This window comes from Cupriavidus sp. H39, assembly GCF_050271075.1.
Lineage (GTDB): Bacteria > Pseudomonadota > Gammaproteobacteria > Burkholderiales > Burkholderiaceae > Cupriavidus > Cupriavidus necator_B.
This window is the reverse complement of record NZ_CP189846.1, coordinates 1779679-1804970: the sequence shown is the minus strand read 5'-3', so window position 1 is coordinate 1804970 and position 25292 is coordinate 1779679. Positions and strand designations below refer to the sequence as shown.

The window sequence follows — 25292 nt, the reverse complement described above, 5'->3', positions numbered from 1 at the left end:
CAGGCTGGTTCATGCCGGGGCCTACAAGGCCTCGTAGTGGACGTCGCTGCACCCCGCTGCTTATCGTTGCGTCTCGAGCAACCGAGCCGCCCACCATGCCTTCCGTCCTGCATCGCGATCCGTACGCCCCGGCGCCCACGGCGACCACGCCGGACGCCGCCGCACGCGTGCTGGTGCACAGCGCCGCGGCTGCGGCCCGGCTGGCCACGTCCGGGCTCGATGCCACGCCGGCGCTGCCGCACATGGAGCCGGAGACCGCGCGGCTGTCCGGCTGGGTGACCTGCCGCGCGGCGGCCCTCAGCGTGCGCGTCGGCGGCCAGGACTGGCAACTGCGCTTCGTACCGGCCGACCCGGCGATTGCCGCGCGCGCCGGGGCGGGCTATGCCTTTACGCTGGGCAGCGGCCAAGGCGAATTGCGCTGGGACGTGGCCAGCGAACGCCTGCTGCTTGGGGCGCCTGGCGCGGCGGAAACGCTGCCCGCGCTGCTGCGCCACGCGCTGATGGCAGACGCCCTGGCCGAAGCGGTGGCGGCACTGGGCCACGCCATGCCCGACGCCTTCAGCTGGCAACCCGATGCCGCGCGCGTACAGGCGCCGTCAGCGGCCCATGCCTTCGGCTTCGAACTGACACGCGATACGCCGCCGGCGCGGCTGCGCGGCACGCTGCAACTGGACCAGCCCGAGCGCCTCGCCGCGCTGCCGGCCGGCCCGCCGCCGGCACGCACGGCGTGGACCGAGCGCCTGCCCGTACCGATTGCGGTACGCATCGGCACCACGAGGCTCGCCATGGGCGAGATGCGCGGCATCGAGCCCGGCGACATCCTCGGCATCGACGACTGGCATTCGCAAGGCAGCGCCCTGATGGTGCGCTGTTCCACGGGGCGCCGCGGCCCCGGCTGGACCGCGCTGGCCGAGGGGCGGCGACTGGTGGTGCAGCCCGGCGGCAACAGGACCGATGTTTCAAACGGAGCGCACATGGACGAGCAAGACCCCGCACGCCGGGAACACATCCCCCATCCCGATGCCGAGCAGCCACCGCTGTCGCACCTGGACCACCTCGAGGTAACGCTGCGCTTCGAAGTGGGCGACGTCGCGGTGCCGCTGGCCGAACTGCGCGCGGTCGCCCCCGGCTACGTGTTCGAACTGCCGCAGCCGCTCAAGCAGAGCGAGGTGCGCATCGTCGCCAACGGCAACCGCATCGGCACCGGCACGCTGATCGCGGTCGGCAACCGGCTGGGCGTGCGCATCACTACCTTCGCCGGCGGCGACGCATGAAGCGCCGCAGGCAGCCCCCTCCCCTCCCGGCCCCGGCAGCGCGATGAACAGCGGACTCTACAATCCGGTCCTGATCCTGACCATCATCCTGACGTTCGGCATTGCGCCCTTCGTCGCGCTGATGGTCACCAGCTATACCAAGCTGGTGATCGTGTTCGGGCTGCTGCGCGCCGCGCTGGGCCTGCAGCAGGTGCCGCCGAACATGGTGCTGAACGGCATCGCCATCATCCTGACCGCCTACATCATGGCGCCGATCGGCTCCGACGCCTTCGACGTCATCAAGCGCCGCGCCGACGCCAACGCCGCCTTCAACGTCAACGACGTGGTCACCGTCTACGACGCCGTCAGCGGTCCGCTCAAGGAATTCCTGGTCAAGCACACCGAAGAGCGTAATCGCACCTTCTTCGTCCAGTCCGCCAAGCGCATCTGGCCCGAGGGCCGCGCCGACGACCTCAAGTCCGACGACATGATGGTGCTGATCCCCAGCTTCACGCTGTCCGAGCTGACGCGGGCGTTCCAGATCGGCTTCGTGGTCTATCTGGTGTTCGTGGTGGTGGACCTGATCGTCGCCGCCATCCTGTTGGCGCTGGGCATGTCGATGGTGGCGCCGACCACGATCTCGGTGCCGTTCAAGCTACTGCTGTTCGTGATGCTGGAGGGATGGACGCAGCTGATCCAGGGGCTGGTGCTGTCGTACCGGTGAGGGCGGCTGCCGCGACGGCTTTAGGTTTTGCGTGACCTCGGCGACGTCACGTCACGCGCGATCTCCGAGAGTCGGGGGATTTCGTGTGCAACCCTCTGTGCCAGTGCGACCATGACCCCATATCGCCAAGCCTATATTGAAGCAAACGGAATACGCCTCCACGTCGCCGAGCAAGGGGAGGGCCCGTTGGTACTCCTGTGTCACGGTTTTCCGGAGACTTCGCATGCTTGGCGCCATCAACTGGCGGCACTTTCCCGAGCTGGTTTCCGCGCAGTGGCGCCGGATTTGCGTGGCTACGGATCAAGCGAATGTCCACCGGCAACCGGACAGTACACCACGTTAGACGTTGTCGGTGACCTGGTGGCGCTCCTTGACGTTCTCGGAGAACGAGACGCGGTTGTCGTCGGAAACGATTGGGGTGCAACCATCGCCTGGCAAGCCGCACAGCTTCGACCGGACCGCTTCCGTGCTGTCGCTGCGTTCGGGGTGCCAATGATGGGCCGCGCTCCGATGGCTCCAAGCAGACTATTTCCGCAAAACGACCACACGCGGTTTTATACGCATTACTTTTCCGAACCAGGATTAGCCGAAGCCGAACTTGAGCGCGAAGTTGCCACGACATTGCGCAAGATCTATTTTTCCGCATCGGGCGATGTTGGCGCCCGCGAGGCGAGTACGCCTAATCCGTTCGGACTGGTGCGTCGGGATGGTGGACTCCTTGACGCCTTGATCGATCCGCCTGCAATGCCTGCATGGCTCGCACCCACTGACCTCAACAAGTTTGTGGAAGCGTTCAACATTTCTGGCTTTCGTGGCGGATTGAACTACTACCGCAACCTCGACCGCAATTGGGAGCTGCAATCGGCTTTTGAAGGCCTGCTGGTCGAGGTCCCCGCCCTGTACCTTGTTGGTGAGCGAGACACAGGCCTGGCAATGCCAGGCATGCACGAAATCATCGCCGGCATGCCACGGATCGTTCCCAAACTGGCGGGCTCTCGAATCGTTCCGCGAGCAGGGCATTGGCTACAACAGGAGGCGCCAGACTTCGTCAACTCAGCACTGATTGAGTTTCTCCGCGATCTTTGATCTATGCATAGATGCGAGCGAATGTAGCCGCGAGGCGATACCGCATCAACTCCCTACTCTTCCCGCACCATCCCGGCCTGTATCGCAGCGGCAAGGTTCATAAGTGGCGCCACCAAGGCGGCCTCAACAACTTCGGCATCCAGTTGCGTGGACATGCTCACGTTCAATACATGGACGGCATATTCATCAAATCGCATTGGCGTCGCCATGGCCCAGACCTGAGGCTGCCATGACGCGACGCAGTAGCCCTTCTCATGCACCGAAGACACCGCAGCATCGATTTCCCGTCGCACCTTATCCCAGCCTCGACCTCGGTGCTTGTCTGCCATGATCCCCATCATCGCGCTGAAAGCCTCCGGTGACAGCGTCGCGAGGTGCGCGCGGCCGAGGGATGTCAGCGCCATGGGGATGCGCTGTCCACTCACCACTGTGCGCAGGGACTGGCGCCGGTTGTAACGGAACGACTCGAGGTAGACCATCTCGTCTCCCTCAGCGACCGCGAGTCCGACGTTGATCTTGTGCCGCATGGCAACCTCGACCATCATTGGGGTCGCAACCCTGAGAACCTGCGAGCTGTCGCGCATGGCATGCGCCATGCTGAGGACCGGTACACCGAGGCGGTAGGCTCGGCAATGCGGTATGTAATCCAGCATGCCGGTCTCAACCAGGGACTGCGTCAGGCGGCTGACCGTGGAGCGGGACAAACCGGTACGCTCGGCGATCTCGCTGTTACCCAGCATGGAAGAGCCGGCGCGGAAGGCACGCAGCACGGCAATGCCACGCTCGAGCGAGCGGTTTGGCGTCGCCTTGCCCTTGCCTGGCTTGATCCGTTCGGTATTGATGTCGCTGTTCGGCATGACACAGGATCACTGCGTGCCAGTGATCATCCGGGAGGCGGCTTCAGGGGCATCCGCGTCATGCGTCGCACCCGCCGCTGGCAATGCTACCCGATGCGGATTTCCTTGTCTTTCACACTTGCTGCCAGCGGCTGAGCTCTTGTTCAGCAGGGGCGCGAAGCTTGTTCTCGACAATCTCCATGCAGCGCGATAACGCGCCCACCAAGCGAGCGAGCGATCACGCCGGGGCCGCCATCGCTCACCCAAAAAACTTGACCACCGGCTCCGTCTCGACTCGCCAGATGTGCTGCGCCAGCCGGCGCGCGCCATCGTCGCCTATCACCGGCGAAGCCAGTTCTACCAGCTTGCCGTCAAGGTCTGCGTCGGTCAGCGGATCCTCAGGATCACCCTTGCGATTCGGCTGCAGGTAGCCTGCCGTGGCGCCGTCCCGGGTTTCGATCTCGATCCTTGCCGCGCGCTTGCCAGGGAACCAGCCGTCGATTTCAGGGTCGACCTCGACCGTCATGCAGTCCATCAGCCGGCGCGTCTCGGTATCCCACAGCCGTTCCGGCGAGTAGGCCGACAAGCGTACGCTGCCATGCACCAGCGCGGCGGCGACGATGAACTTGAGGCTGAACTTGGCTTCGTTCTCGGTCTTGGGATCGAGATAGCAGGCGATGTCCAGCGCCGGACGATAGGTGGCGACGCGGAGACGACGGATTTCAGCGGTTTCGATGCCCAGCTTCGCTTTCAGCGCCAGCGCGCCGTCGATGGCCGCAAAGGTATGGCCGCAGCCAATGTGGTTCTTGAAGGTCAGCCGGCAAATATGGAAGTCTTTCCCAAGCGTCGATGCCAGCCCGTGCCAGTCAGGGTCATCCGACATCGCGCGCCCCATGCCGCTCTCACCGTCGAGCACATCGAGCGAGCCGGTGATACCGGCGATGGCGGCGCGGGCGGCCAGCAAGCCACCCTCCGCAGCGCGGCCAGCGTGCAGCGGCTTGGACATCGAGTCCATGCGGAACGCCTGCTGCAGTCCGGCGGCGAAAGTCGCCGCGGTCGCCAGCGCGTGGGCAAGCTGCTCCGCGTTCGCGCCATAGATGAACGCCGCAGCGGCCGCCGCGCCAAAGGTGCCGACGGTCGCGGTGCTGTGCCAGAAGCGATAGTGCGCCCGGCCCAGCACGACACCGATGCGCGTTGACACCTCATAGCCGACGACGATGCCCTTGAGCAGCGTCTCGCCGCTGGCGCCCACGTCCTGTGCGGCAGCAATGGCAGCGGCGATGGTGGCGGCACCGGGGTGATACATCGCATCACGGAAGCTGTCGTCGATCTCGGCAGCGTGGGCGGCAGCGCCGTTGAGCAGCGCCGCGGCGCGCGCCGTGGCCCGTTGCCCCATTGGCAGCGTGGCGTTACCGCGGCCAAGCTCTTCTTCCAGCACGCCCTGCAGGCGCTGGACCGCATCGGTGCCGATGCCCGGGAACAGCGCCGCATGCCAGTCGACCAGCGCGCGCTTCGCATGATGCAGCACCTCGGCGGGCAGCGGCCCTGCCTTGACTGTGCTGAAGAACGGCCCAAAGGCCTCGGTTGCGTTCAAGATGGGTTCTCCTCAGCCGGACCGCGCCGGCGTGTCGGTGATCTTCTGCAGCCATGCCTGCAGCAGGTCGTTGACTTGTTGATGCGCCTCATACTGGACCCAATGCCCGGCGCCGGGCACCACGCTGACACTGACTTCCGGCGCGGATGCGTCCCGCGAGTCGCGGGCGATCCCGGCAATCGAGGCGGGCGACATGGTCACATCGGCTTCGCCCCAGATCATCAATACCGGGCCGGGAAAGCGCGCAAGGGCCTGCTGCAATCCACCCGCGCGCGAGATCGACTTGCTATGGAAGCGGGTCGCGTGACAGGCACGCGTGTGGATGGCCACCGCTTCGCTGTCGATGGCGGCCGGGTCGGCGATCATGAAGGCCGCCAGGTTGTGTCGCATCGCCGCGGCAAGCGCATGCGGATCCTGGCAGCGGCGCCAGTCGACCAGAGCCCGCGTCATGCGGCGCGGACCGCCATGGCCGGCCGGGCCAAGCAACGCCAGGCGACCGACCTCGATATCGCCAAGGCCAGCGTGGGTAGCAAGGTGCGCCGTCACCAGCGCGCCGAAGGAAAATCCCACCAGGTCGATACGGTCCAGCGACAGGCCCGGCGACAAGCCGGCCAGCGAGCGTGCCAGGACATCGACGAATCCCGGCAGGTCCGCGCGCGGCGCTACACCGGAATCACCAAAGCCCGGCATGTCTGGCACCAGCAGCCGGCGGTTCCGGGACAACGGCCCGATATTGCGCGCCCAGTGCTGCCAGTTGCCATGGCCGCCATGCAGCAGCACGGTCGTCGGGCCATCGCCAAAGCTTCGCCAGATGACCTCGCACCCATCGACCGAAGTCACCAACGAACCGTCGCGCTCGCTGCACATGCCAGGGCCTCGTCAGGGGTTGTCGTTGCCGGCCAGCACGGCCACGCCGTCGGCGGCCACCACGCCCTGCCCTTCGGGCAGAACGAAGACGGGATTGATCTCCGCCTCAACCAGCCGGTCGCCAAGCGTGGCAACCATGCGCGAGAAGGCGACGATCGCCTCGGCCAGCGCCTCCACATCCGCCTTCGGCCGGCCCCGGAAGCCCTGCAGCAGCGGGGCCGTCTTCAGGCGCCCGATCATTTCCAGCGCGGCCTCCCGGGTCAATCCGCACTCGCCAGGCAGCAGCCGCAGCGTGGTATCGCCGAACAGCTCCGCGGTCACGCCGCCCATGCCGAGCAGGATCGCGGTGCCGAGCGCGTCGCGGTGCATGCCGAGGATGACCTCGACGCCGCCCTTGACCATTTCCTGCACCAGGAAGCGCTTGGGCACGATCCCCGTGGCCGACTGCACCTCGCTTGCCATCCTTGCCAGCCGGCTTGCCACCTCCGCGGGCGGGACATTGACGGCCACGCCGCCGACATCGCTCTTGTGGGTGATCTCGGCCGACAGGATCTTCAGCACGACATTGCCTTGGAAGGTTTGCGCCGCCGCCGTGGCCTCGTCGCCACCGGCAACCACCACCTCCTTGGCGACCGGTACGCCGAAGCCGGCGAACAAGGTCTTGGCCGCGGCTTCGTCGAGCGAACCAGTGCCATAGGCGGCGAGATCCGGCAGCGGCAGCGTCGGGGCGCCCGCTTCCTCGACCGCGCTGAGCTTGCCCGCACGCAGCATCGCGTCGATCGCCACCGTGCACGCCTCCGGCGCGGAAAACGCCGGCACGCCACGACGATTGAGCAGCGATGCGACTTCCGGCGCATGCGGGCTCACGTACGCAATCACCGGCTTGTCGCTATCGGGCAGGCAGTCGCGAATGGCATTGGCCATCAGGTCCGGCATGGCCAGGCTCGACGAGCCCACAATCACTGCTACCGCGTCATAGCTCGGGCTGTCGAGCAGGATGCGGATTGCGGCGCGGAGCAGGTCGGGCTGCAGCCCGGCCAGGGTTACATCGATCGGGTTGCGGTCGAGCGCCGCGTGGTCGCCCTTCTGCAGCGCGCGCAGCTTCGCCGCGGTCGCCTCGTCCGGCGCCGGCGTCTCGAAGCCGGCCACGCCCAGGCTGTCGGAGACCAGCGTGCCGGCGCCGCCGGTCGAGGTCAGGATCGCAACGCGTTTGCCGCTCAGTTTGCGCCCGGTGGCCAGGGCGGCGGGCATGTCGAGCAGGTCCGAGAACGTCTGCGCGCGCATCACCCCGACCTGTTCGAACAGCGCGTCGTACATGCGATCCGCACCGGCCAGCGCACCGGTATGCGACACCGCTGCCCGCGCGCCGCTCTCGGAGCGGCCGATCTTGAACGCCACCACCGGCTTGCCAGCGCGCGCTGCCTTCAGCGCCGCACGGCGGAACGTTTCCGGGTTGCGCACGCTCTCGACATACAGCGCGATCACGCGGGTGGCCTCGTCATCGGCCAGGTAATCGATAAAGTCGGCCAGGTCCAGGTCGACTTCATTGCTGGTCGAAACCAGCTTGGACAAGCCGATGCCGCGCGCCGCGGCGCGCGACAGCAAGGCACCGAGGATGCCGCCGCTTTGCGACACCACGCCGATGTTGCCGGCCGGGAACTGCTCCATCTCCAGCGCGCCGCTGGCCGACAGCGGGATATTGTCGGTCAGGTTGACCAGGCCGATGGTGTTGGGCCCCAGCAGGCGCATGCTGCCGGCCGCCTCGATCAACTCGGCCTGGCGCCTCGCGCCCTCGGCGCCGGTTTCGGTATAGCCGCTTGCCAGCACAATGGCCGCGCCCGCGCCGCGCGCCGCCAGGTCACGCACCGCCAGGTGCGCACGCTCGGCGCCCAGCAGCACGATGCCCACGTCAGGCACTTCGGGCAGCGAGGCAATGTCGGGATAGCAGCGCAGCCCGTCGATGGACTCGACCTTGGGATTGACCGGGTAGATAGCCCCGCCGAATCCATGCTTGCGCAGGTAAGAGACGGGGCGGCCGGCGGTCTTTGCGGGATCGGCCGATGCGCCGATCACGGCAACGCTGCGTGGCGTGACAAGTCGTTGGATAGCATTCATGGGGTCAGGCCTTGCTGGCGGTCTTGTTCAGGAAAGCCAGCACGGACTCGCGATGCTCGGTACTGGTATAGCAGATGCCCTGCGCCTGGCTGCCCTGGGCAAAGACCTGGTCGGCGGGCAGTTCGAAGGACTGGTTCATGATGCTCTTGCCCAGCGCGATCGCGGTGGCCGAGCCCTGGCTCAGTTCCGCGGCCCAGCTCAGCGCATCGCCGATCAGCGCTTCGGGCTGGCTCAGGCGGTCGGCGATGCCAAGCGCCTTGGCCTCGTGCGCCTCGACCTTGCGGCCGGTGAAGACCAGTTCCTTTGCCGCCGACAGCCCCACGCGGCGCGGCAGGAAATACATGCCGCCACCGTCCGGGATCAGGCCCCGGTTGATGTAGGACCAGGAGAACGACGCCGATTCGGACGCCAGCACGAAATCGCAGCACAGCGCGGTATCGGCACCCAGCCCGGCCGCGGCACCGTTGACCGCCGCGATGGTGGGCTTGGGCATGGTGTGGAGCAGCTTGACGGTGTGATGGACCCGCTGCTGGCGGCTCCAGCCATTGAAGCCCACCTCACCCTGCGGCGCTTCCATGCGGCGCTGCATGCCGGCCACGTCGCCGCCGGCGCAGAAGCCTTTGCCGTTGCCTGTGAGCACCAGGGCGCGGATCGCCTTGTCCGCCGCCACACGCTCCAGCGCGTCAATAAATTCCGAGCGCATGTCGTCGCTCATGGCATTGCGCTTGTCGGGGCGGTTAAAGGCAAGCAGCGCGATGCCAGCTTCAATCTTCAGTTCAATCAGGGAATAGTTGTCCATGGTCCTGTCCGGTTCTGCGGGTGCGATCAGTGCGATCTGTTCTGTACGTATGCCGCGCTCAGTCGGCCGTAATGTTGGCGTCCTTGATGACCTTGCTCCAGCGCTGGCTCTCGGCCTTGACGTAGCGGCCGAACTCATCTGGCGTGCCGCCACTGATGGCGAGCCCCTCCTGCTCGGCGCGCTTGCGGAACGCCTCGGTGTGCACGGCCTTCCTGGCCGCGGCGTTCAGCCGCGTGATCACCGCGGGCGGCGTGCCGGCCGGCACGAACAGGCCATACCAGCTATCGGCAACATAATTGGGCACGCCGCCTTCCGCGATCGTCGGCACCTTGCTCAGCGCCGGCGCCTGCGAGCGCTGCGCGGTGGTGACCGCCACCGCTCGCAGCTTTCCGCTCTCCAGGTGCGGCGCGACCGCGGCCGCCGTGGCGAACATCACATCGACCTGGCCGCCGAGCAGGTCTGTAATCGCCGGGCCGGCGCCGCGATAAGGAATGTGGTTCATGTCGACCTTGGCCATCGCCTTGAACAGCTCGCCCGCCAGGTGCGCCGAAGTACCGGCGCCTTGCGAGGCGTAGTTGAGCTTCCCGGGCCTGGCCTTGGCGGCGGCGATCAGGTCCTGCACGGTCTTGATGGGGCTGTCCGGTTTCACCACCAGCACGTTGGGAGAGCGGCCCACCAGCATGACGGGCGCGAACGCCTTCTCCGTATCGAACGGCAGCTTCTTGTGCAGGCTCGGGTTGACCGCGTGGGCCATCGTCGCCATCACCAGCGTGTAGCCGTCGGGCGCGCTCTTGGCCACCGCATCGGTGCCGATGATGGTGCTGCCACCGGGCTTGTTGTCGACGATGACCGGCTGGCCCAGGTCCTCGCCCATGGTAATGCCCATCGCCCGCGCCACCAGGTCCGTGCCGCCGCCGGGGGCGAACGGCACCACCATGCGGATCGGCTTGTCGGGAAAGGCTGCGAGTGCGGGCAAGGGCAATGCCGCGGCCACGAGGAACGGGATGGCTGCCTGGGCAAGCCGGCGGAAGAAGCCGGTACAGAACGGATGCATGCGTTGTCTCCTTGAACGAGTCGGAACGCCGCGGCCATCAGACTGCATGCACCGGGCGTTTTTTGTTAGAGACAGCTTAGGCCTTGCCGGCCGAGTCCACATCCCAACAATTCCACTGCATGGAATTCTTCAGCAGGCAGCACGGGTCTTGTGGGTCGGCAACCCAATCCCTTGCGCCGGCACTCCGGACCACACGTTGTGGACTAGGTGAAGGCGCTGAAGGCCGGCGTCGTGATTGACGGTGTCGCCCACCAAAATCTCACTCCATCGGGACCGTCTGGTACGGCCCAACGTAGAGACAGCGTCTGTTGGTTTCCCACCCACATCACGATAGTCGAATCGTCGCCTATCGCTCCCTGTGGGCCCAATCCGTGGCGACGTACGCACACCAAGACACTGGCACGCGACATGCGATACGACTAGTGAGCAAGGGACACGGCAACTCGCTACATCCAATGCTCACCAACTCGACCTGAGCAAAGGAGCTTCATCATGGCTACCCAAACCAACAAACGCGCGACCATTGTCATTCATGGCCTGCCGGCCATCGAAGTCCTGGATTGCGTCGAAATGTCCGCCATCAAGGGTGGCCAGATCGACCAGCGCCTCGCAGACTACATCCAGAACGTCTATCAGTACACCCATGACTGGGCAGGTGGCGCCCGCCCAGTCCCGAAGTACTGACCGCAGCACCTTGCCGGCCGACGTCTTGCCATAGTGCGTTGGTCGGCCGGCATCCTATTGGCGATGTCGGCGCCGGCAGCGCCTATCAGCAAATGTGCATCAGCCCGGCGGGGTGATGCCGCCGTGGCCCATGCGCGTTCCTTCGGCGGCTATTCCGTAGCTTTTTGTTTTCGAGTCGCGCCTAGCGACCGGCCGGACCGGCATCACCGGACTTCGCGCACTCGCGTGCGTGATGGCTTCTCCAACAAGGGAAATCTGCACGCGATCTAGCAGTAGCAACCGATGAAAGAAGCCGTGCGTATAAGGATGCAATAGCCTGCGTCTTGATCGAGCGGGAATTGTCACCACGCATGGCGGATCTCACTGGGAGGATCATGCTCGTCCAGTGAGCGTGTGCGCGGCTACCCTGTTTTCAAAAGCCAAGCCGTCGGCTCGTCTCCAATTGATGTGAGGACATGCAGCGCGCGCACGCCCTCGCCCTTCAGTGTTCCACCACGGTGGAACCCGGCAAATCCCTTTCTTCCTGGGACAGACTATTGCGTCCCAGCACGAGCAGGCATATCGCCGCGATAACAGCCGGGATGGCGAGCAGGCTGAAGATGGCGCCGAACGCCCATCCAATCCCCAGCAGCCATGCGCCACCCATGGTTCCCGCCACGCCGCCGAAGCGGCCCATGCCCAGCATCCACGCAATGCCGGTGACGCGGCTGGTGGTCGGATAGTAATGTGCGGCGAGGGGCGACATCGACGCTGACGCACCGGAGATGGCCATGCCCACGATGACGATCATCGTCGTCAGTCCTGCGTGCGCCCCGCTGTACCCGATCACCAGCACCAGTACGGCTGCCGCCAGAAAGTACGCCGCGACGACACGGGTAGGCGGGAAACGGTCAGTCAGGAACCCCGCCAGCAGGATCCCTGCGCATCCGCCCAGATGGAACAGCGACGAAGTGACGGTCGACTCCTGCAGCGAATACCCTGAGGTCGTGAACAGGGTGGGAAGCCAGCTATTGACCAGGTACAGGATGACCATGCACATGAAGTAGCACAGCCAGATCAGGCAGGTGCCGGCGGCATACCGATCAGTGAACAACTCAGAAAGAGGCGACTTGCGGCCATGCCCGGCATCTTCCTCGCACACGAGTTGGACATCGCCGAGTCGAGCGCCCGGCGCCAGCCGGCTCAGGATGCCCAGTGCATGCTCGCGCGGGCGCCGGTTGGCCACGAGAAACTTCACCGATTCGGGCAGCAGCGGCACCAGCACCAGTGTCAGCAGCACCGGCGCCACGCCGCCGACCACCAGCACGCCGTGCCAGCCGAAGCGCGGGATCAGCCAGGCCGTCATCAGGCCGCCCAGCCCATTCCCAGCCGCGAAGCCGACCAGCATGGCGTGGACCACGGTGCCGCGAATCCGCGTCGGGGCATACTCGGCCATCAGCGCGACGGCGTTCGGCACGGCGGCACCCAGGCCGATTCCCGTCAGGAGGCGCAGCACAGCCAGCATTTCGAGCGACTGCGCGAATGCCGCCGCCACGCTGCACACCCCGAACGCGAAGACAGAGCCGATCAGCACGCGCTTGCGGCCGATGCGGTCGGCAAACGGGCTTACCACCATGGCGCCAATGCCGATGCCGACTAGCGTGGCGCTCAGCACGGGGCCCAGCGCTGCACGCGACAGGTGCCACTCCTGGATCAACGACGGCGCAATGTAGCCCATTGCGCCGGTGTCCATCCCGTCCAAAGCGATGATCAGGAAGCACAGGACGAACAGCAGGATATGAAACCGCGAGAAACGCTGTTCGTCGAGGAAGGCTTGTACGTCGACCTTGCGCTGGAGCTTCATCGCGCACCTCGCAGCGGCCGGGAGGGAAGGGGCGCGCACATCGGGGGCGTGCGCACCGTGGTACCAGCGTGTCCTGGCATGGTCTGTCTCCTGGGTTTGTCGCATCGTGGGAAACCAGCGCTGCCTTGCGGTTCCCCTGTGCGCCGGCTGTCGCGCCGGACATGGTTCTGAATTGATATTACGACCCGGGTGGGCTGGCGAATATGCCCCCGCTGTGCAGAAGACAATCAACCGAACGGCTGGCAATGGATGGTGACGGGGGGCAGAGAATTGCGGTTCATGTTCACCCTGTCAAGTCACGCCCATCATGACCCCACATCCCCCCTCCGCCCTCGGCGAACTGCTCGACCGCGAAGCCATCCGCGAATGCCTGTATCGCTACTGCCGCGGCATCGACCGTTGCGACGAGGCCGCCCTGCGCAGCGTGTACTGGGACGATGCCACTGACCGGCACGGCCCCTATTCCGGCTCCGCCAGCGGCTTTATCGACTGGGTGCTGGACCGGCTCGCGACCAGCGAACGCTCGATCCACTTCCTCGGCAATCTCTCGATCGCGCTGCACGGCGACTGGGCGGCGGTGGAATCGTACTTCCAGGCATTCCAGCGCAAGCCCAACCCCGATCCGGCGCAGCGGGAAGTCTTCCTGGCCGGGCGCTACGTCGACCGCTTCGAGAAGCGCAACGGCGAATGGCGGATTGCCCGGCGCGTGGTGGTCTACGACTGGGTCCGCCCGCTCGGTACACCGGAGGGCACCGAGACCGAGCGCTTCGGCCCGCGCCAGCCTGTTGGCGCGCCCTGGCCGCAGGATCCGGTCTACGCGCTGCTCGGCGGCGCGTAGACCGCCCAAGGCGGCGTGAGCCGCCTGCCCTCAAAAGATGTGCCGAAGGCCGATGGTGGTGCCGAACTGGTTGGTGCCCGCAGCGGTCGCCCCGAAGCCTGAGCCGCCCGTGCTCAGGCCAAGGTTGGAACTGCCCTTGTTCTTCGTGTAGCCAACGCTGAGATAGGCATCCGTGCGCTTGGAAAACGCGTACTTCGCCATGCCGACGAACAGCCAGGGATCGTTGCCCGTGTTCCGGAAATCCTGATAGTAGGCGGCGGCACTGAGGCTGACCGCGCCGCTGGCCTGCCACGTCACACCGGTCCACCACAGGTTGGAGCCTTGGTTCGCCTGGCCCGGGATGGCCCCCGCCAGCAGCGCCCCGTCGTACGCCTTGGCCCAACGGTAGCCGGCGAAGACCTTGACCGGGGAGAAATCATAGGTGCCGGCCAGCACGGCGCGCCGTGTCTTCGCGTCAGGATTCACCGTGACTGTACCCGTGTTGACCTCGTCGTAGGCAGCGCCCACGCTGAACGGACCGCTGCTGTAGGCCAGCCGGAAGCCGTACTCGCGCCCCAGCTTCGGTTCGCCCGGGACTTCGCTGCCGTTGGCCGTGCCGCTCTCGGCACCGAAGCTGTACATGGCCGACGCCACCAGGCCGCCGAACGTGCCCGTGTACTTGACGGTATTGTCGGCACGCGACACGAACGCCACGTCCTGCGTGAAGATCGAATACTTCGGCGCCAGCAGCATCGGGTCATAGGGGCCGATGAGGTCGAACAGCGCAGTCTGCTGACGTCCCAGCAACAGGCTGCCCCACTTGCCCTGCAGGCCCACGTATGCCATCCGCCCGAACAGGCGGCCGCCCTGCGCGGACTTGCCCGTGTCGGTGTCATAGCCGCTCTCCAGCACGAACACCCCTTTCAGGCCGCCGCCCAGGTCTTCCGTGCCGCGCAGCCCCCAGCGCGACCCGGCGACGTTGCCCGACGTCATGCGGATGACGGAATGGTCGCCGCCGGCCTGGTGGTTCGCGAATTCGATACCTGCGTCCACCACGCCGTAGAGCGTGACGCTGGTTTGTGCGGCTGCCGGAAGGCTGCAAAGCGCGCAGAAAAGCGCGGTCGCGCCAGTTTTGTATTGCATGTCTCCACCTTGTGTTGTTAGGCCTCGGGCTTGTGCGGACCGAGGCGACCCGTGAAATGGGCGTGAGCCGCCCTGCCCGCGTAGCGGGCATTTCCTTTTTGAATGACTCGATTGCTCGGCTGTTGCCGGATGTCAGGCCACTGGCAGCACTTGCCCCGTCAGGTATTGCGCGCCGGCGCCCGCCATGAAACGCAGCAGCGGCGCGACGGCTTCCGGGTCGGCCCGCGCGACCGACAGCGCGTTCACGCGCAGCGCCCGCGCGCCCCACTCGCACGCCAGCGTGGCCACCAGCATGCGGGCCGCCGCAAGGTCGCCCGCGTGCCGCCAGTCCTCGCCGGCGTCGGCCGGAAGCACCAGCGTGAGGCTGGCCTGGCTTGCGTGCTCCCGCGCGAAGCGTCGTGCAGCCTCGTGTACAGCCGCCAGGCGATTCCCATCCGGCGCGGCCAGCGGCGAAACATCCAGCACTGCCGCATAGCCGTCTCCGTGCTGGCCGACGGCAGACCACTTCCCCGACACATCGCCCACCACCCGCAGGCAGAGCAGCGTGTCGGACGGGACAGGCGCGACGGTGGCCGGCGCAAAGCCCTGGCTGCCGCCAAACACCGACGAGCCGCCGTCGACCGGCAGCAACAGACCGGAGGGCACGGCGCCGTCCGCGCCAGCCAGGAAGCGGATCGCCTCGGCCAGTTCTTCCGGCTCCGCCATCCGGCCGAGCGGAATCTTGGCCGTCACGCATGCGAGGTCCAGTCGGCCGGCTGCAATGAGCCGGTCGACCAACTCGGTGCGCACGAATCCCGGACACAGCACGCTCACACGGAGATCCGGACGCTCGCGCGCCAGTGCCCGCGACATCCCGATCAAACCCGCCTTGCTCGCGCTGTATGCGCCGCGCCAGGGGATCGCCCGCAGTCCGGCGCCCGATGCCACATTGACGACGCGCGCGTCCGCCACCAGTCGCGGTGAAAGCACGTCGACCAGCCGTGCCGGCGCGTCGAGGTTGAGCGCCAGCAGCGCCTGCCAGTCGTCGCCAGCCTGCTCGACGACTGGCAGGCTGGTGCGAGCCGACATGCCCGCGTTGTTCACGAACGCGTCGAGCGGACCGGTGCGCTCCGTCAGCATGCCGATGGCCGCCACGTCCGTGAGGTCGATCTCCACCGCCTCGTGGCGACCCGCCTCCGGCGCTGGCAGACCGGCCACTGTGGCGGCCAACGCTGCGCCATCGCGGTCAACCAGCACGCAGCGCCAGCCATCGCGCGCCAACCGCTGCGCGGCGGCGCGGCCGATGCCGGCGGCCGCGCCGGTGATGAGAACGGACGGCACGCTCAGAGATTGGTGAACGTGATGCCGCCATCCACCACGAGCGCCTGCGCCGTGATGAACCGCGCCTCGTCGCTGGCGAGGAAGGCGATGCCGCTGGCCACATCGTCCACGTTGCCGAGGCGTCCCATCGGGGTGCGGGCGACGCGGCGCGCGTCGCGCTCGGCGTTGCGGTTGCGCTGCGTGCCCTCCGTCGGCACTGCGGACGGACACACCGCGTTGACGCGGATGCCGCGCGGTCCGAGTTCCGCCGCGGCAGCACGCGTGATGCCGAGGATGCCCGCCTTGATGCCCGAGTAGACGACCGAGGCCGGCGCCGACACCAGCGCCGCCGTCGACGCCACATTGACGATGGCCCCGCCGCATTCCTCGTCCATCGCCTCCACCGCCGCCTGGATGCCCCAGATCACCGACTTGAAACCGACGTCGAGCATGCGGTCCATGGTCTCGGGCATGATTTCCGGCACCGACTGGTAACGGACCCACGCGGCGTTGTTGATGAGAATGTCGAAACGCTTGCCCTGCGTGGCCGCCGCGCTGACCGCCTGCGCGATGCCATCCCGGCTCGCCACATTCTGCACCACCGGAAAGGCCTCGCCGCCGGCTGCGCGGATCTCGTCCACCGTCGCGCCGACAAGTTCTTCCTTGAGGTCGTTGACCGCCACAATGGCGCCGCGCGCCGCCAGGCGACGCGCCGTGGCGCGGCCGATGCCGGCGCCCGCGCCGGTGACGAGCGCCACGCGCCCTGCCAGATCCTGTTGCATGAACACTCCCCCGAATTCCTCAAACGCTTTGGATGAATTGCTGCCCGACCTCACGCGCCAGCGCGCCGGCCCCGAAGGCCGCGTCAAGCTTGCGGACCTCGCGCAGCGAATAGTGCAGCGGCACTTCCCACGTGAAGCCCATGCCACCGTGCAGGTGGATCGCCTTCTCGATGACAAAGGCCGCGTTGCCGATGGCGCCCGCCAGCGCCGGCCGTGCGCTGCGCGCCGCGCCATACTCGTTGCGCGCCATGGCTCGGCGCACGGCGGCGCTGGAAGCCTCCGTCACCAGCTTCATGCGCGCCAGCAGGTGACGCACGGCCTGCTTGGCCGAAAGCGGCCGGCCGAACTGCACGCGCGTCGCCATATAGCCGGCGGCCAACTCCAGCGCGCCGTCCGCCGCCCCGTTCGCCAGTTCGGCCATCAGCAGGCAGGCCGCATGGTCCAGCGCCGCGCGGGCCGTGGCGTCGAGCCGGGCGGCCACCGTTGCGCCTTCCAGATCGAGCCACGCCTGCGGAAACTCCGGGTCGAGCGAGCCGTCTTCTTCGCAGGCCAGTCCGGCCACGTCGACCAGCGCCGCGCCGTCGCCATCGTTGACGAGCACCCAGTCACATTGCGCCACGTGCCGCGCATGGCCGGCGAAGCCCTCGCGCAGGCTGCCTTGCCACGCGATGGTGGCAACCTTGTCGCCCGCCGCCAGCGCCGCAGCGACCGGCGTACCGGCAAAGGCCTGCGCCAGCAGGATCGTCTCCGGCAGCGGCAGGCGCAGTTGCAGCTTGCCGGCGGCATGCGCGATGGGCAGCGCGAAGTCGATGGGCAGGCCGAGCCCGCCGTCGCCCTCATCGGCGCACACGCCGCACAGGCCGGCCTCGGCCAGCACGCGCGCGGCCTCGCGGAAATCGCGCGGCAGGGCGTCGTGGATGGCCGCGCTGGCGGCCTGGGCGAACTCCTCGGGCCGCAGATCGTCGTCTCGCGTCGTCATGTCAAATCCTTGGGCAAATTGAGGATGCGCTGCGCGATGACGTCGAGCTGCACTTCCGAGGTGCCGGCGTAGATCGTCTCGGCGCGCGAGAACAGATAGGCGGTGCTGAATGCCTTGCGGGCGCGCCGCGCCTGCGCGCTGGAGCGAGGCGTGACGTGCGACAGCAGCGACAGGGCCAGGCCGGCGAACGCCTGGTGGCATTCCGACCAGTACAACTTGGTCAGCGACCCGCGCGCGCCGATGGACTCGCCGGCCATCATGCGCGACACGGTGGTCTCGACCAGGCCCTTGAGGGCGTCGATCTCGCAGGCCACGTCGCCGATGCGGCGCTGGGTGTAGCCGTCGTCGAGCAGGCGCGCCAGTTGCGCATCGGACTTGCAGGCGGCAACAAGGTGGCGCAGCTCGCATTCGAAGCGCCACGGGCGGTACATGCGGTTGGTCGCCCGCTCGATGGACAGCACGCGGATGGCGGCATTCCAGCCTTCGTCGGGTGCGCCCAGGCGGGCACTGTCCGGCACCACCACGTCGTCGAAGAACACTTCGGCGAAGGACTCCTTGCCGTCGATGGACTTGATCGGCACCACGCGGATGCCCGGCGTGTTCATGGGCACGGCGAACATCAGCAGGCCGCGGTGCTTGTCAGCGACCGTGCCGGTGCGTGTCAGCAGCAGGCAGTAGTGCGCCTTGGCCGCGCCGCTGGTCCAGATCTTCTGGCCGTTGATGCGCCAGTGCCCGCCCTCCTGCACGGCGCGCGTGCGCAGCCGGGCGAGGTCCGAGCCGGCGTCGGGCTCCGAGAAGCCCTGGCACCAGTACTCGCGCATGGCGAGGATGGCGGGGAGGAACGCCTGCTTCTGTGCCTCGGTGCCCACGGTCATGATGATCGGGCCGGCCAGTTCCTTGCCGATGGAGCTGACGCTCTCCGGCATGGGCAGGGCGCCGATCTCCTTGTTGACGGCGAGGTGCTCGCGCAAGGTCAGGCCGTGGCCACCGTATGCGGTGGGCCACGTCATGCCGGCCAGGCCGGCGTGGTACATGGCCGCTTCCCAGGCGCGGGATTCTTCCAGCGTCGGCGTGCGGTAGTCCAGGCTGTCGGCACGCATGGGGTCCGGCAGGTTGGCGCGCAGCCATTGGCGTGCGTGCTGGCGGTACACCTCGGGTCCGGCGGCCGGATCGGGGATCGCCGCGAGTTGATCGCGTGTTTCGATATGCATGCTGGTTCTCAGTGTGCGGTCGTGGCCGGCGCGGCCGGGATCATCAGCGCGTCAAGCACCACGGCGCCCTCCCCTTCGGGACGGACGAGGATGGGGTTCATGTCGATTTCGGCAATGTCGGCCGCATGGCGGCACGCAAATTCGGACAGGCGCGCCACGCAGCGGGCGGCCGCGCGGATGTCGGCTTTGGCCTGTCCGCGCACGCCGTCGAGCAGCGGGAACATGCGCAGCGAGCGGATCATTGCGAGGGCTTCGTCCTCGCTGACCGGCGCGGCCTGCACGGCGACGTCCTTCAGCACCTCGGCGTGGATGCCGCCCATGCCCACCATCACCACCGGGCCGAACACCGGATCGCGGGAAATGCCGGCGATCATCTCGACGCCGCCCTTCACCATCGGCGCGACCAGCATGCCTTCCACACGCGCCTGCGGCGCATAACGGGCGACGCTGGCGGCAATCGTCCCGTAGGCGTCGCGCACGGCCGCCGCGCTGCGCAGGTCGAGCGCCACGCCGCCGGCTTCGGTCTTGTGCGGAATGTCCTCGGAGACGATCTTCAGCACCACGGGGTAGCCGATCGCTTCCGCCGCGCGCACTGCCTCGTCGGCGGAGTGGACCACGGCTTCCTGCGGCACCGCGATGCCGGCGGCCGCCAACGCGCGCTTGGCTTCATACTCGTTGCGGAAGACGGCCGGGTCCACGGTTTCCTTCGGCACGAGCCGATGCGCCGCCGATGCCGGCTGGCCGGCAAGCTGGCCGAGTCGCACCAGTCCGGCGAGGCCGCTGGCGGCTGCATCGATGCTCGGGAACACGGGAATGCCCAGCGCGTTGATCTGTGCCACCGCATCGGCCGGCCCCTGGCTGACGATCATCAGCGCCCGTTCGGGATGCATCTCGCGCACGTGCGCCAGCGCCTCCAGGTACACGCCGCGCAGGCGGGAGTTGTACAACGAGAGCGACATGAACATCACCAGCGCGCTCCCCGACGGGTCCTCCAGCAGCGCGGACAATAACTGCTGGAGGATGTCGGGGCGGCTGGACATTTGCGCCGTGGCGTCGACCGGGTTGCCGGTGCCGGCGATGGGCAGCACGCGGCGGATGCGGTCGCAGGTCGCCGAGTCGAGCGCGGGCAGGCGCAGGCCGGCCTCGCTCATGGCATCGGCCATCATCACGCCGAAGCCGCCGGAGGCCGCCATCAACGTCACGGAATCGCGCTGCGGCAGGCGCCCTGGCATCAGGATCGAGGCGGCGTGGCCGATGTCGATCAGTTCCTCCACCGAGCGCACACGCAGCGCGCCGTGGCGGCGGAAAACGGCGTCGATGACGGCGTCGGAACCCGTCAGCGCGCCGGTATGCGAAGCGGCGGCGGCCTGGCCCTGCTCGGTCGAGCCCACCTTCAGGACAATCACCGGCTTGCCGCGCGAGCGCGCCAGTTCCAGCGCCGCGACCAGGCGCTCGCCGTCGCGGCAGGTCTCCATGCAACAGAGGATGATGCGCGTTGCTTCGTCCTCGGCCAGCGCGGCGATGCCATCGGCCACGTCGATGTCGGCCTCGTTGCCCGTCGCCATGAACTGGCTCACGCCAAGACCGCGGCGCGCCACCGTATTCATGGTGTGGCTGCCCACGTTGCCCGACTGCGAGACTATGCCCACGCCGCCCGGCGGGGGCATGTATTCCTCCAGGCTGATGGAGAAGGACCCGATCAGCCGGTCGGCCACGTTGACCGTGCCCAGGCAGTTGGGACCGAGGATGCGCATGCCGTGATGGCGCGCGATGTCGACCAGTTCGGCCTGCATGGTCACGCCCTCGGCGCCGAGTTCGGCAAACCCGGACGACAGCACAATGGCAGCCTTCACGCCGCGCGCCGCGCAGTCGCGCAGGGCGGCCGCCGTGGCGGCGGCCGGCACGGCCAGGATCGCCAGTTCCGGCGCGGTGGGGGTCTCACGGACCGAGGCATACGCGCTCAGTCCCTGCACGGTGCCGCCCTTCGGATTGACCGGGTAGACGGTGCCCGCATAGCCATGCTTGCGCAGCATGTAGACGGGTCGACCACCGATCTTGGTGATGTCGTCCGAGGCGCCCACCACGGCGATGCTGCGCGCGTGGAAGAAGGGCCCGAGCCCGGCGCCCGGGCGTTCGGTGTGCGTCGCCATGGTCAGCGTCCCTTGAACTGCGGCTGGCGCTTTTCGAGGAACGCCATGCGGGCTTCGCGGGCGTCTTCGGTGCGGGACAGCGCCATGGTGAATTCCTGCTCGAAGCGGTAGGCATCGCGCTGCGGCATGACGTCAACCATATTGGCGGCGCGTTTGGCGTACATGATCGCCAGCGGGGCCTTGGCGGCGATCTCGCGGGCCAGTGCCATCGTCACGGGCAGCAACTGGTCGGCCGGCAGCACGTCTTCCAGCACGTTGCGGCGCAGGAGGTCATGGGCACTCAGACGCTGGCCGGTGAAGAACATGCGGCGCACGGTGGAGCGGCCGAACAGCGTGCGCAGCATGGAAGCGCCGCCCGCCAGGCCGACGTTGATCTCCGGCATGCCGAAGGTGGCTTCCTCGGAGGCATAAAGGATGTCGCAGGCAGCGACCAGCCCCATGCCGGCGCCGAGCGCCACACCGTTGACCGCCGCGATCACGGGCTTGGCGCATTCCCTGATGGCGTTGCCGGTTTCGCGTGTCAGGCGGTTGTGATCCAGGAAATCGCCAGCCACGCTGGCATCGGGCCGGTCCTTCAGGTCGGCGCCGGAGCAGAACACCTTGCCGGCGCCCGTTAGCACGGCGCAGCGGATATCCTCTCGCTCCGAGATTTCATCGAAGGTCGCCACGATCTGGCGGCGCATCTCGCGGCTCAGCGCATTGACAGGGGGGCGGTTCAGCGTGACCAGGGCGACGCCGTCGGAAACCTCCATCAGGACCAGTTTCTCGCTCATGCCTCACCTCCCGGCTGACGGAAGAATGCGCCGAGCGGCGCGGTGTATGCGTACGTCATGGTTGTCTCCTTGCATCGAATGAACAGCCGCGCTTCGCTGCGGGCCGGCTTTTTTCGATTGTAGGAGCGGGGATTGCTGTGGATTTCCGTCAGAGTTGTTGGTTGTGTTCTGCGGGAATCCGGCATATTCGGCGAAGCGGGGAGCCGATAGCATGCGTACTCGTAGCCCCACCGGCCATCACGAAAGAGGATCGCAGACCATGGAGATCGCCCCCATTGGGACCATTCGGACCGATCTGGGGGAATGCCCCGTCTGGGACCCCATCCGGCAGCGGCTATGGCTTGCCGATTGCCGCCGGGGATGGATTCATGTGATCGACCCGGCGCAGGGCGACGTGATGCGGTGTGACCTGCCCGCGCCCCTGGGGTCGTTCGCGCTGAATGGCGAAGACAGCCTCGTGGTGGCCCTGAAGGAGCAGGTCGCGCTCTATACGCCATCCACCGGCGCCCTACGTTGCGTGGCGGACATCGGCGACCGTCATCCCAATCTGCGGCTGAACGACGGCACGCCCATGCCAGACGGCAGCTTCGTGGTGGGCACCATGCACGTCTTTCGCGAGCCCGACGAGGCGCCGCTGGGTGGGCTGTACCGGCTCGATTGCGCCGGCGGCTTTGCCCGGATCGAGCGGGGCTTCGGCATCGTCAACGGGCCGATGGCGCATCCGTCGCGCGCGGAGTTCTACGTCTGCGACAGCGCGGCACGCAGCATCTATCGCTATCGGCTTGATGCTGGAGGCGGGCTGTCGGGCCGCGAGCGCTTCGTCGACACGGCGCCACTTGGCTCCGCGCCGGATGGCTGCTGCTTCGACAGCGACGGCGGCCTGTGGACGGCTCTCGTGCATGCCGGCGCCCTCGTGCGCTTCGACGCCGCGGGGCAACTCACCCATCGCATCGACCTGCCGGTGGCGCACCCCGCGTCGCTCTGCTTCGGCGGGCCGGCGCTGGAAGACATCTATGTCACGACGATCCGGGACAGCGGCCGGCTGTCAGCGGACGGCCCATTGGATGGCGCCGTGCTGCGTGTGCGCGGCACCGGCCTGCGCGGCGCAGCGCGCCCACACTGCAGCATTCATCTCTAGTCCACTAGCCGGCCGCCGGCACCGCCGACTTGCCGTAGGCACTGAAGCGCAATGCCTTGCCCGAAACGTGCGAGGCCACGAAGTCGAGAAACAGCCGGATCTTGGCCGGGATCATCGCCGTGTCCAGGATGGTGGCGTACATCCCTTCCTCGAAGGTGGTGTTGGTCACGCGGAATTCCGGCAGCAGCCGCACCAGCGTGCCGCGCGAGATGTCGTTGTGGACGGTGTAGTCGTCCAGCAGCGCAATGCCCTCGCCGAGCCGCGCCCACTCCAGCAGCGCAACGCCGCTGTTGGTCACATGCCGGGGCTTGAACGCCACCTCCTCCACGCTCTCCCCGCGCTTGAACAGCCAGCTATGCTGGTTGCCCGGCAGCAGGTACGCCATGCAGTCGTGCTGCAGGATGTCCTCCGGCCGCGTAGGCGCGGGCCGGCTCTCGAGATAGGCGGGCGATGCCACGAGGTAACGCTCGCTCCGGAAGAGGATGCGCCGCTTCAGCCCGGCCTCCACCGGCGGCGAAATCCGGAAATCGATGTCGAAATTACTGCGGCGCTGGTCAATCTTGGTCTCGGACAGCACGAGTTCGATATGGATGTCCGGATACTGCTTGCGGAAAGCCGCGACCAAGGGCGGCAGCACACCCAGCCCGAACATCATGCGCGAGTGCACCCGCAGCGTGCCCTTCGGCGCGGATCGGATCTCGGTGATGTTGCGATGCGCCTGGCCGATGTTCCACAGGATGCCTTCCAGCTCCCGCGCATACTCCTGCCCTGCTTCGGTCAGCACGACCTGGCGCGTGGAGCGCATCAGCAGCTTGACGTTCAGCTCGGTCTCGAAATCCGTGATCATGCGCGACACGGACGTGGCGGATACGCCAAAGTGCCGCGCCGTTTCCGAGAAGCTCTCCGTCTTGGAAATCGACAGGAAGAGCTCCATGGCGCGAAGCCGGTCCATCATTCCTCCATTTTTTGCAGTACAGATCGCCGTGATTCCCGTATTCCGGTCCGTACCTCCCGACTCCTAGAATTCTTCGAAACTTCACCGGGATTTTTGGGAGACAACAATGGAATTCGGCGTATTCATCCTGGCCCAGCAGCGAGGTTACCACCAGACCTCGAAGCAAGTCATCAGCAACTCCATCGAGCAGACCGTCGCGGCGGAACAGGCAGGCTTCAACACTGCGTGGTACGCCGAGCACCATTTCAACAACTACTCGCTGTCGCCGTCGCCGCTGATGATGGTGGCCCATGCCGCCGCGAAGACGCAGCGCATCCGTCTCGGCACGGCGGTGTGCATTCTGCCGCTGTACCACCCCGCGCGCTTCCTGGCCGAAGTCGGATTCGTCGACACGGTGTCGAACGGCCGGCTCGACCTGGGCGTGGGCTCGGGCTACCAGCAGTTCGAGTTCGAGCGCTTCGGCGTTGACATCGCCGAGTCGGGCGCGATCTTCAACGAGTTCCTCGACGTCATCCCGAAGGGCCTGACGCAGAAGATCTTCGAACACGACGGCCAGTTCCTGAAGATCCCGCCCAGCTCCATCGCCGTGCGCTGCCTGCAGGAGCCGATGCCGCCGCTGTGGATCACCTCCGGCAACCCGGTCACCCTTGGCCGTGGCGTGCGCGAAAACCACAACCTCTTCGTCACCGCGCTGCTCAACGGCAACGACGCCATCACCGGTCTGCGCGAACGCCTTGATAAGGTCGCCGAGGAGAATGGCAAGGACCTGGACCGAGACGTGAAGTTCGGCTTCCTGCGCTGCGGCTTTGCCTCGGACAACAAGGCCGAGATCGACGCCTATCTCGACTGCGCCCGCTTCCAGCGGCGCATTTCGGAAAGCCTGAAGTTCCGCCGGGCGCAGAGCGATGACGGCTACATGGTTAAGGAAGTGCCGTCGGACACGGATCCGACATTCGACCAGTTGCGCCAGAATCTGCCCGTGGGCTCCGTCAACCAGGTCATCGACAAGCTGCTGACCGAGATCAGTATCCTGCGGCCCAAGCATATTGCCCTGCAGACCCAGCTCGGCGACTTCGATCAGAAGACCATGCTGCGCCAGATCGAACTGTGGGGCGACCGGATCATCCCGGCCATCCGCAAGGAGCTTGGTGAAACGAGCAGCAAGCTGGCCGTAGCGGCCTGAGGAGACC

The 25292-nt window shown here is 67.0% G+C and carries 22 protein-coding genes; 7 read left to right on the top strand and 15 right to left on the bottom strand.

The window, feature by feature from the left end; genetic code table 11:
- Nucleotides 1-95 precede the first annotated feature (95 nt).
- From sctQ to ACOCMH_RS08530, 3 genes are all read left to right on the top strand, one after another.
- The gene (gene sctQ / locus ACOCMH_RS08540; RefSeq protein WP_427306496.1) at nucleotides 96-1274 is read left to right on the top strand and encodes a type III secretion system cytoplasmic ring protein SctQ; all 1179 of its coding nucleotides are present in this window, start codon (nucleotides 96-98) and stop codon (nucleotides 1272-1274) included.
- 43 nt (nucleotides 1275-1317) lie between these two features.
- Nucleotides 1318-1977 (top strand): type III secretion system export apparatus subunit SctR, encoded by a 660-nt coding sequence (gene sctR, locus ACOCMH_RS08535; protein WP_427306494.1) that lies wholly within the window; start codon nucleotides 1318-1320, stop codon nucleotides 1975-1977.
- Nucleotides 1978-2088: 111 nt separating this feature from the next.
- On the top strand, nucleotides 2089-3063 hold the full coding sequence (locus tag ACOCMH_RS08530) for an alpha/beta fold hydrolase (protein WP_427306493.1): 975 nt from the start codon (nucleotides 2089-2091) through the stop codon (nucleotides 3061-3063).
- Between the two features lie 53 nt (nucleotides 3064-3116).
- Here the strand turns inward: ACOCMH_RS08530 and ACOCMH_RS08525 are convergent, their stop codons facing one another.
- The 6 genes from ACOCMH_RS08525 to ACOCMH_RS08500 form a co-directional block, all read right to left on the bottom strand.
- The gene (locus ACOCMH_RS08525; RefSeq protein WP_427306492.1) at nucleotides 3117-3920 is read right to left on the bottom strand and encodes an IclR family transcriptional regulator; all 804 of its coding nucleotides are present in this window, start codon (nucleotides 3918-3920) and stop codon (nucleotides 3117-3119) included.
- 238 nt (nucleotides 3921-4158) lie between these two features.
- Nucleotides 4159-5493 (bottom strand): MmgE/PrpD family protein, encoded by a 1335-nt coding sequence (locus ACOCMH_RS08520; RefSeq protein WP_427306491.1) that lies wholly within the window; start codon nucleotides 5491-5493, stop codon nucleotides 4159-4161.
- Nucleotides 5494-5505: 12 nt separating this feature from the next.
- Nucleotides 5506-6360: an alpha/beta fold hydrolase gene (locus ACOCMH_RS08515; protein ID WP_427306490.1), complete on the bottom strand. Its 855-nt coding sequence runs from the start codon at nucleotides 6358-6360 to the stop codon at nucleotides 5506-5508.
- A 12-nt stretch (nucleotides 6361-6372) separates the two neighbouring features.
- Nucleotides 6373-8475 (bottom strand): acetate--CoA ligase family protein, encoded by a 2103-nt coding sequence (locus tag ACOCMH_RS08510; RefSeq protein ID WP_427306489.1) that lies wholly within the window; start codon nucleotides 8473-8475, stop codon nucleotides 6373-6375.
- Nucleotides 8476-8479: 4 nt separating this feature from the next.
- The gene (locus tag ACOCMH_RS08505) at nucleotides 8480-9274 is read right to left on the bottom strand and encodes an enoyl-CoA hydratase/isomerase family protein (RefSeq protein WP_427306488.1); all 795 of its coding nucleotides are present in this window, start codon (nucleotides 9272-9274) and stop codon (nucleotides 8480-8482) included.
- A 58-nt stretch (nucleotides 9275-9332) separates the two neighbouring features.
- A complete protein-coding gene (locus tag ACOCMH_RS08500) occupies nucleotides 9333-10328 on the bottom strand; it encodes a tripartite tricarboxylate transporter substrate binding protein (protein WP_427306487.1) in 996 nt (331 codons plus the stop codon).
- A 492-nt stretch (nucleotides 10329-10820) separates the two neighbouring features.
- Here ACOCMH_RS08500 and ACOCMH_RS08495 point away from each other — a divergent pair, with 492 nt between their 5' ends.
- Nucleotides 10821-11012 (top strand): hypothetical protein, encoded by a 192-nt coding sequence (locus tag ACOCMH_RS08495; RefSeq protein WP_427306485.1) that lies wholly within the window; start codon nucleotides 10821-10823, stop codon nucleotides 11010-11012.
- Nucleotides 11013-11493: 481 nt separating this feature from the next.
- Here ACOCMH_RS08495 and ACOCMH_RS08490 read toward each other — a convergent pair whose 3' ends face one another.
- On the bottom strand, nucleotides 11494-12855 hold the full coding sequence (locus ACOCMH_RS08490; protein WP_427306483.1) for an MFS transporter: 1362 nt from the start codon (nucleotides 12853-12855) through the stop codon (nucleotides 11494-11496).
- Nucleotides 12856-13162: 307 nt separating this feature from the next.
- On the opposite strand from ACOCMH_RS08490, the gene ACOCMH_RS08485 reads away from it, so the two are divergent.
- Nucleotides 13163-13693: a nuclear transport factor 2 family protein gene (locus ACOCMH_RS08485; protein WP_427306482.1), complete on the top strand. Its 531-nt coding sequence runs from the start codon at nucleotides 13163-13165 to the stop codon at nucleotides 13691-13693.
- A gap of 30 nt (nucleotides 13694-13723) precedes the next feature.
- On the opposite strand, the gene ACOCMH_RS08480 is transcribed toward ACOCMH_RS08485, so the two are convergent.
- The 7 genes from ACOCMH_RS08480 to ACOCMH_RS08450 all read right to left on the bottom strand — a co-directional run bounded on the left by ACOCMH_RS08480 (nucleotide 13724) and on the right by ACOCMH_RS08450 (nucleotide 22009).
- Nucleotides 13724-14815 (bottom strand): porin, encoded by a 1092-nt coding sequence (locus ACOCMH_RS08480; RefSeq protein WP_427306481.1) that lies wholly within the window; start codon nucleotides 14813-14815, stop codon nucleotides 13724-13726.
- Between the two features lie 132 nt (nucleotides 14816-14947).
- Nucleotides 14948-16135 (bottom strand): SDR family oxidoreductase, encoded by a 1188-nt coding sequence (locus ACOCMH_RS08475; RefSeq protein WP_427306480.1) that lies wholly within the window; start codon nucleotides 16133-16135, stop codon nucleotides 14948-14950.
- A 2-nt stretch (nucleotides 16136-16137) separates the two neighbouring features.
- Nucleotides 16138-16896, bottom strand: a complete 759-nt coding sequence (locus ACOCMH_RS08470) for an SDR family NAD(P)-dependent oxidoreductase (RefSeq protein ID WP_427306479.1) — start codon at nucleotides 16894-16896, stop codon at nucleotides 16138-16140.
- 19 nt (nucleotides 16897-16915) lie between these two features.
- Complete coding sequence (locus ACOCMH_RS08465) at nucleotides 16916-17875, bottom strand: acyl-CoA dehydrogenase family protein (protein WP_427306477.1); 960 nt, start codon at nucleotides 17873-17875, stop codon at nucleotides 16916-16918.
- Nucleotides 17872-19086, bottom strand: coding sequence for an acyl-CoA dehydrogenase family protein (locus ACOCMH_RS08460; protein WP_427306476.1), 1215 nt, complete (start codon nucleotides 19084-19086; stop codon nucleotides 17872-17874). The genes ACOCMH_RS08465 and ACOCMH_RS08460 overlap by 4 nt, the downstream gene beginning before the upstream one ends.
- A gap of 8 nt (nucleotides 19087-19094) precedes the next feature.
- A complete protein-coding gene (locus tag ACOCMH_RS08455; protein ID WP_427306475.1) occupies nucleotides 19095-21236 on the bottom strand; it encodes an acetate--CoA ligase family protein in 2142 nt (713 codons plus the stop codon).
- A 2-nt stretch (nucleotides 21237-21238) separates the two neighbouring features.
- Nucleotides 21239-22009, bottom strand: a complete 771-nt coding sequence (locus ACOCMH_RS08450; RefSeq protein WP_427306474.1) for an enoyl-CoA hydratase/isomerase family protein — start codon at nucleotides 22007-22009, stop codon at nucleotides 21239-21241.
- Nucleotides 22010-22268: 259 nt separating this feature from the next.
- On the opposite strand from ACOCMH_RS08450, the gene ACOCMH_RS08445 reads away from it, so the two are divergent.
- Nucleotides 22269-23147, top strand: coding sequence for an SMP-30/gluconolactonase/LRE family protein (locus ACOCMH_RS08445; protein ID WP_427306473.1), 879 nt, complete (start codon nucleotides 22269-22271; stop codon nucleotides 23145-23147).
- A 4-nt stretch (nucleotides 23148-23151) separates the two neighbouring features.
- Here the strand turns inward: ACOCMH_RS08445 and ACOCMH_RS08440 are convergent, their stop codons facing one another.
- The gene (locus tag ACOCMH_RS08440; RefSeq protein WP_427306472.1) at nucleotides 23152-24102 is read right to left on the bottom strand and encodes a LysR substrate-binding domain-containing protein; all 951 of its coding nucleotides are present in this window, start codon (nucleotides 24100-24102) and stop codon (nucleotides 23152-23154) included.
- 106 nt (nucleotides 24103-24208) lie between these two features.
- Here ACOCMH_RS08440 and ACOCMH_RS08435 point away from each other — a divergent pair, with 106 nt between their 5' ends.
- A complete protein-coding gene (locus tag ACOCMH_RS08435; protein ID WP_427306471.1) occupies nucleotides 24209-25285 on the top strand; it encodes an LLM class flavin-dependent oxidoreductase in 1077 nt (358 codons plus the stop codon).
- Nucleotides 25286-25292: the final 7 nt, after the last annotated feature.

Excerpts from the sequence above, each read along its gene's own strand:
- ACOCMH_RS08465 (WP_427306477.1), bottom strand. The coding sequence starts at position 17,875 with ATGACGACGCGAGACGACGATCTGCGGCCCGAGGAGTTCGCCCAGGCC.
- ACOCMH_RS08470 (WP_427306479.1), bottom strand. The coding sequence starts at position 16,896 with ATGCAACAGGATCTGGCAGGGCGCGTGGCGCTCGTCACCGGCGCGGGC.
- ACOCMH_RS08515 (WP_427306490.1), bottom strand. The coding sequence starts at position 6,360 with ATGTGCAGCGAGCGCGACGGTTCGTTGGTGACTTCGGTCGATGGGTGC.
- ACOCMH_RS08480 (WP_427306481.1), bottom strand. The coding sequence starts at position 14,815 with ATGCAATACAAAACTGGCGCGACCGCGCTTTTCTGCGCGCTTTGCAGC.
- ACOCMH_RS08460 (WP_427306476.1), bottom strand. The coding sequence starts at position 19,086 with ATGCATATCGAAACACGCGATCAACTCGCGGCGATCCCCGATCCGGCC.
- ACOCMH_RS08445 (WP_427306473.1), top strand. The coding sequence starts at position 22,269 with ATGGAGATCGCCCCCATTGGGACCATTCGGACCGATCTGGGGGAATGC.
- sctR (WP_427306494.1), top strand. The coding sequence starts at position 1,318 with ATGAACAGCGGACTCTACAATCCGGTCCTGATCCTGACCATCATCCTG.
- ACOCMH_RS08490 (WP_427306483.1), bottom strand. The coding sequence starts at position 12,855 with ATGAAGCTCCAGCGCAAGGTCGACGTACAAGCCTTCCTCGACGAACAG.
- sctQ (WP_427306496.1), top strand. The coding sequence starts at position 96 with ATGCCTTCCGTCCTGCATCGCGATCCGTACGCCCCGGCGCCCACGGCG.
- ACOCMH_RS08455 (WP_427306475.1), bottom strand. The coding sequence starts at position 21,236 with ATGGCGACGCACACCGAACGCCCGGGCGCCGGGCTCGGGCCCTTCTTC.
- ACOCMH_RS08485 (WP_427306482.1), top strand. The coding sequence starts at position 13,163 with ATGACCCCACATCCCCCCTCCGCCCTCGGCGAACTGCTCGACCGCGAA.
- ACOCMH_RS08510 (WP_427306489.1), bottom strand. The coding sequence starts at position 8,475 with ATGAATGCTATCCAACGACTTGTCACGCCACGCAGCGTTGCCGTGATC.
- ACOCMH_RS08505 (WP_427306488.1), bottom strand. The coding sequence starts at position 9,274 with ATGGACAACTATTCCCTGATTGAACTGAAGATTGAAGCTGGCATCGCG.
- ACOCMH_RS08440 (WP_427306472.1), bottom strand. The coding sequence starts at position 24,102 with ATGATGGACCGGCTTCGCGCCATGGAGCTCTTCCTGTCGATTTCCAAG.
- ACOCMH_RS08495 (WP_427306485.1), top strand. The coding sequence starts at position 10,821 with ATGGCTACCCAAACCAACAAACGCGCGACCATTGTCATTCATGGCCTG.
- ACOCMH_RS08500 (WP_427306487.1), bottom strand. The coding sequence starts at position 10,328 with ATGCATCCGTTCTGTACCGGCTTCTTCCGCCGGCTTGCCCAGGCAGCC.
- ACOCMH_RS08525 (WP_427306492.1), bottom strand. The coding sequence starts at position 3,920 with ATGCCGAACAGCGACATCAATACCGAACGGATCAAGCCAGGCAAGGGC.
- ACOCMH_RS08435 (WP_427306471.1), top strand. The coding sequence starts at position 24,209 with ATGGAATTCGGCGTATTCATCCTGGCCCAGCAGCGAGGTTACCACCAG.
- ACOCMH_RS08530 (WP_427306493.1), top strand. The coding sequence starts at position 2,089 with ATGACCCCATATCGCCAAGCCTATATTGAAGCAAACGGAATACGCCTC.
- ACOCMH_RS08450 (WP_427306474.1), bottom strand. The coding sequence starts at position 22,009 with ATGAGCGAGAAACTGGTCCTGATGGAGGTTTCCGACGGCGTCGCCCTG.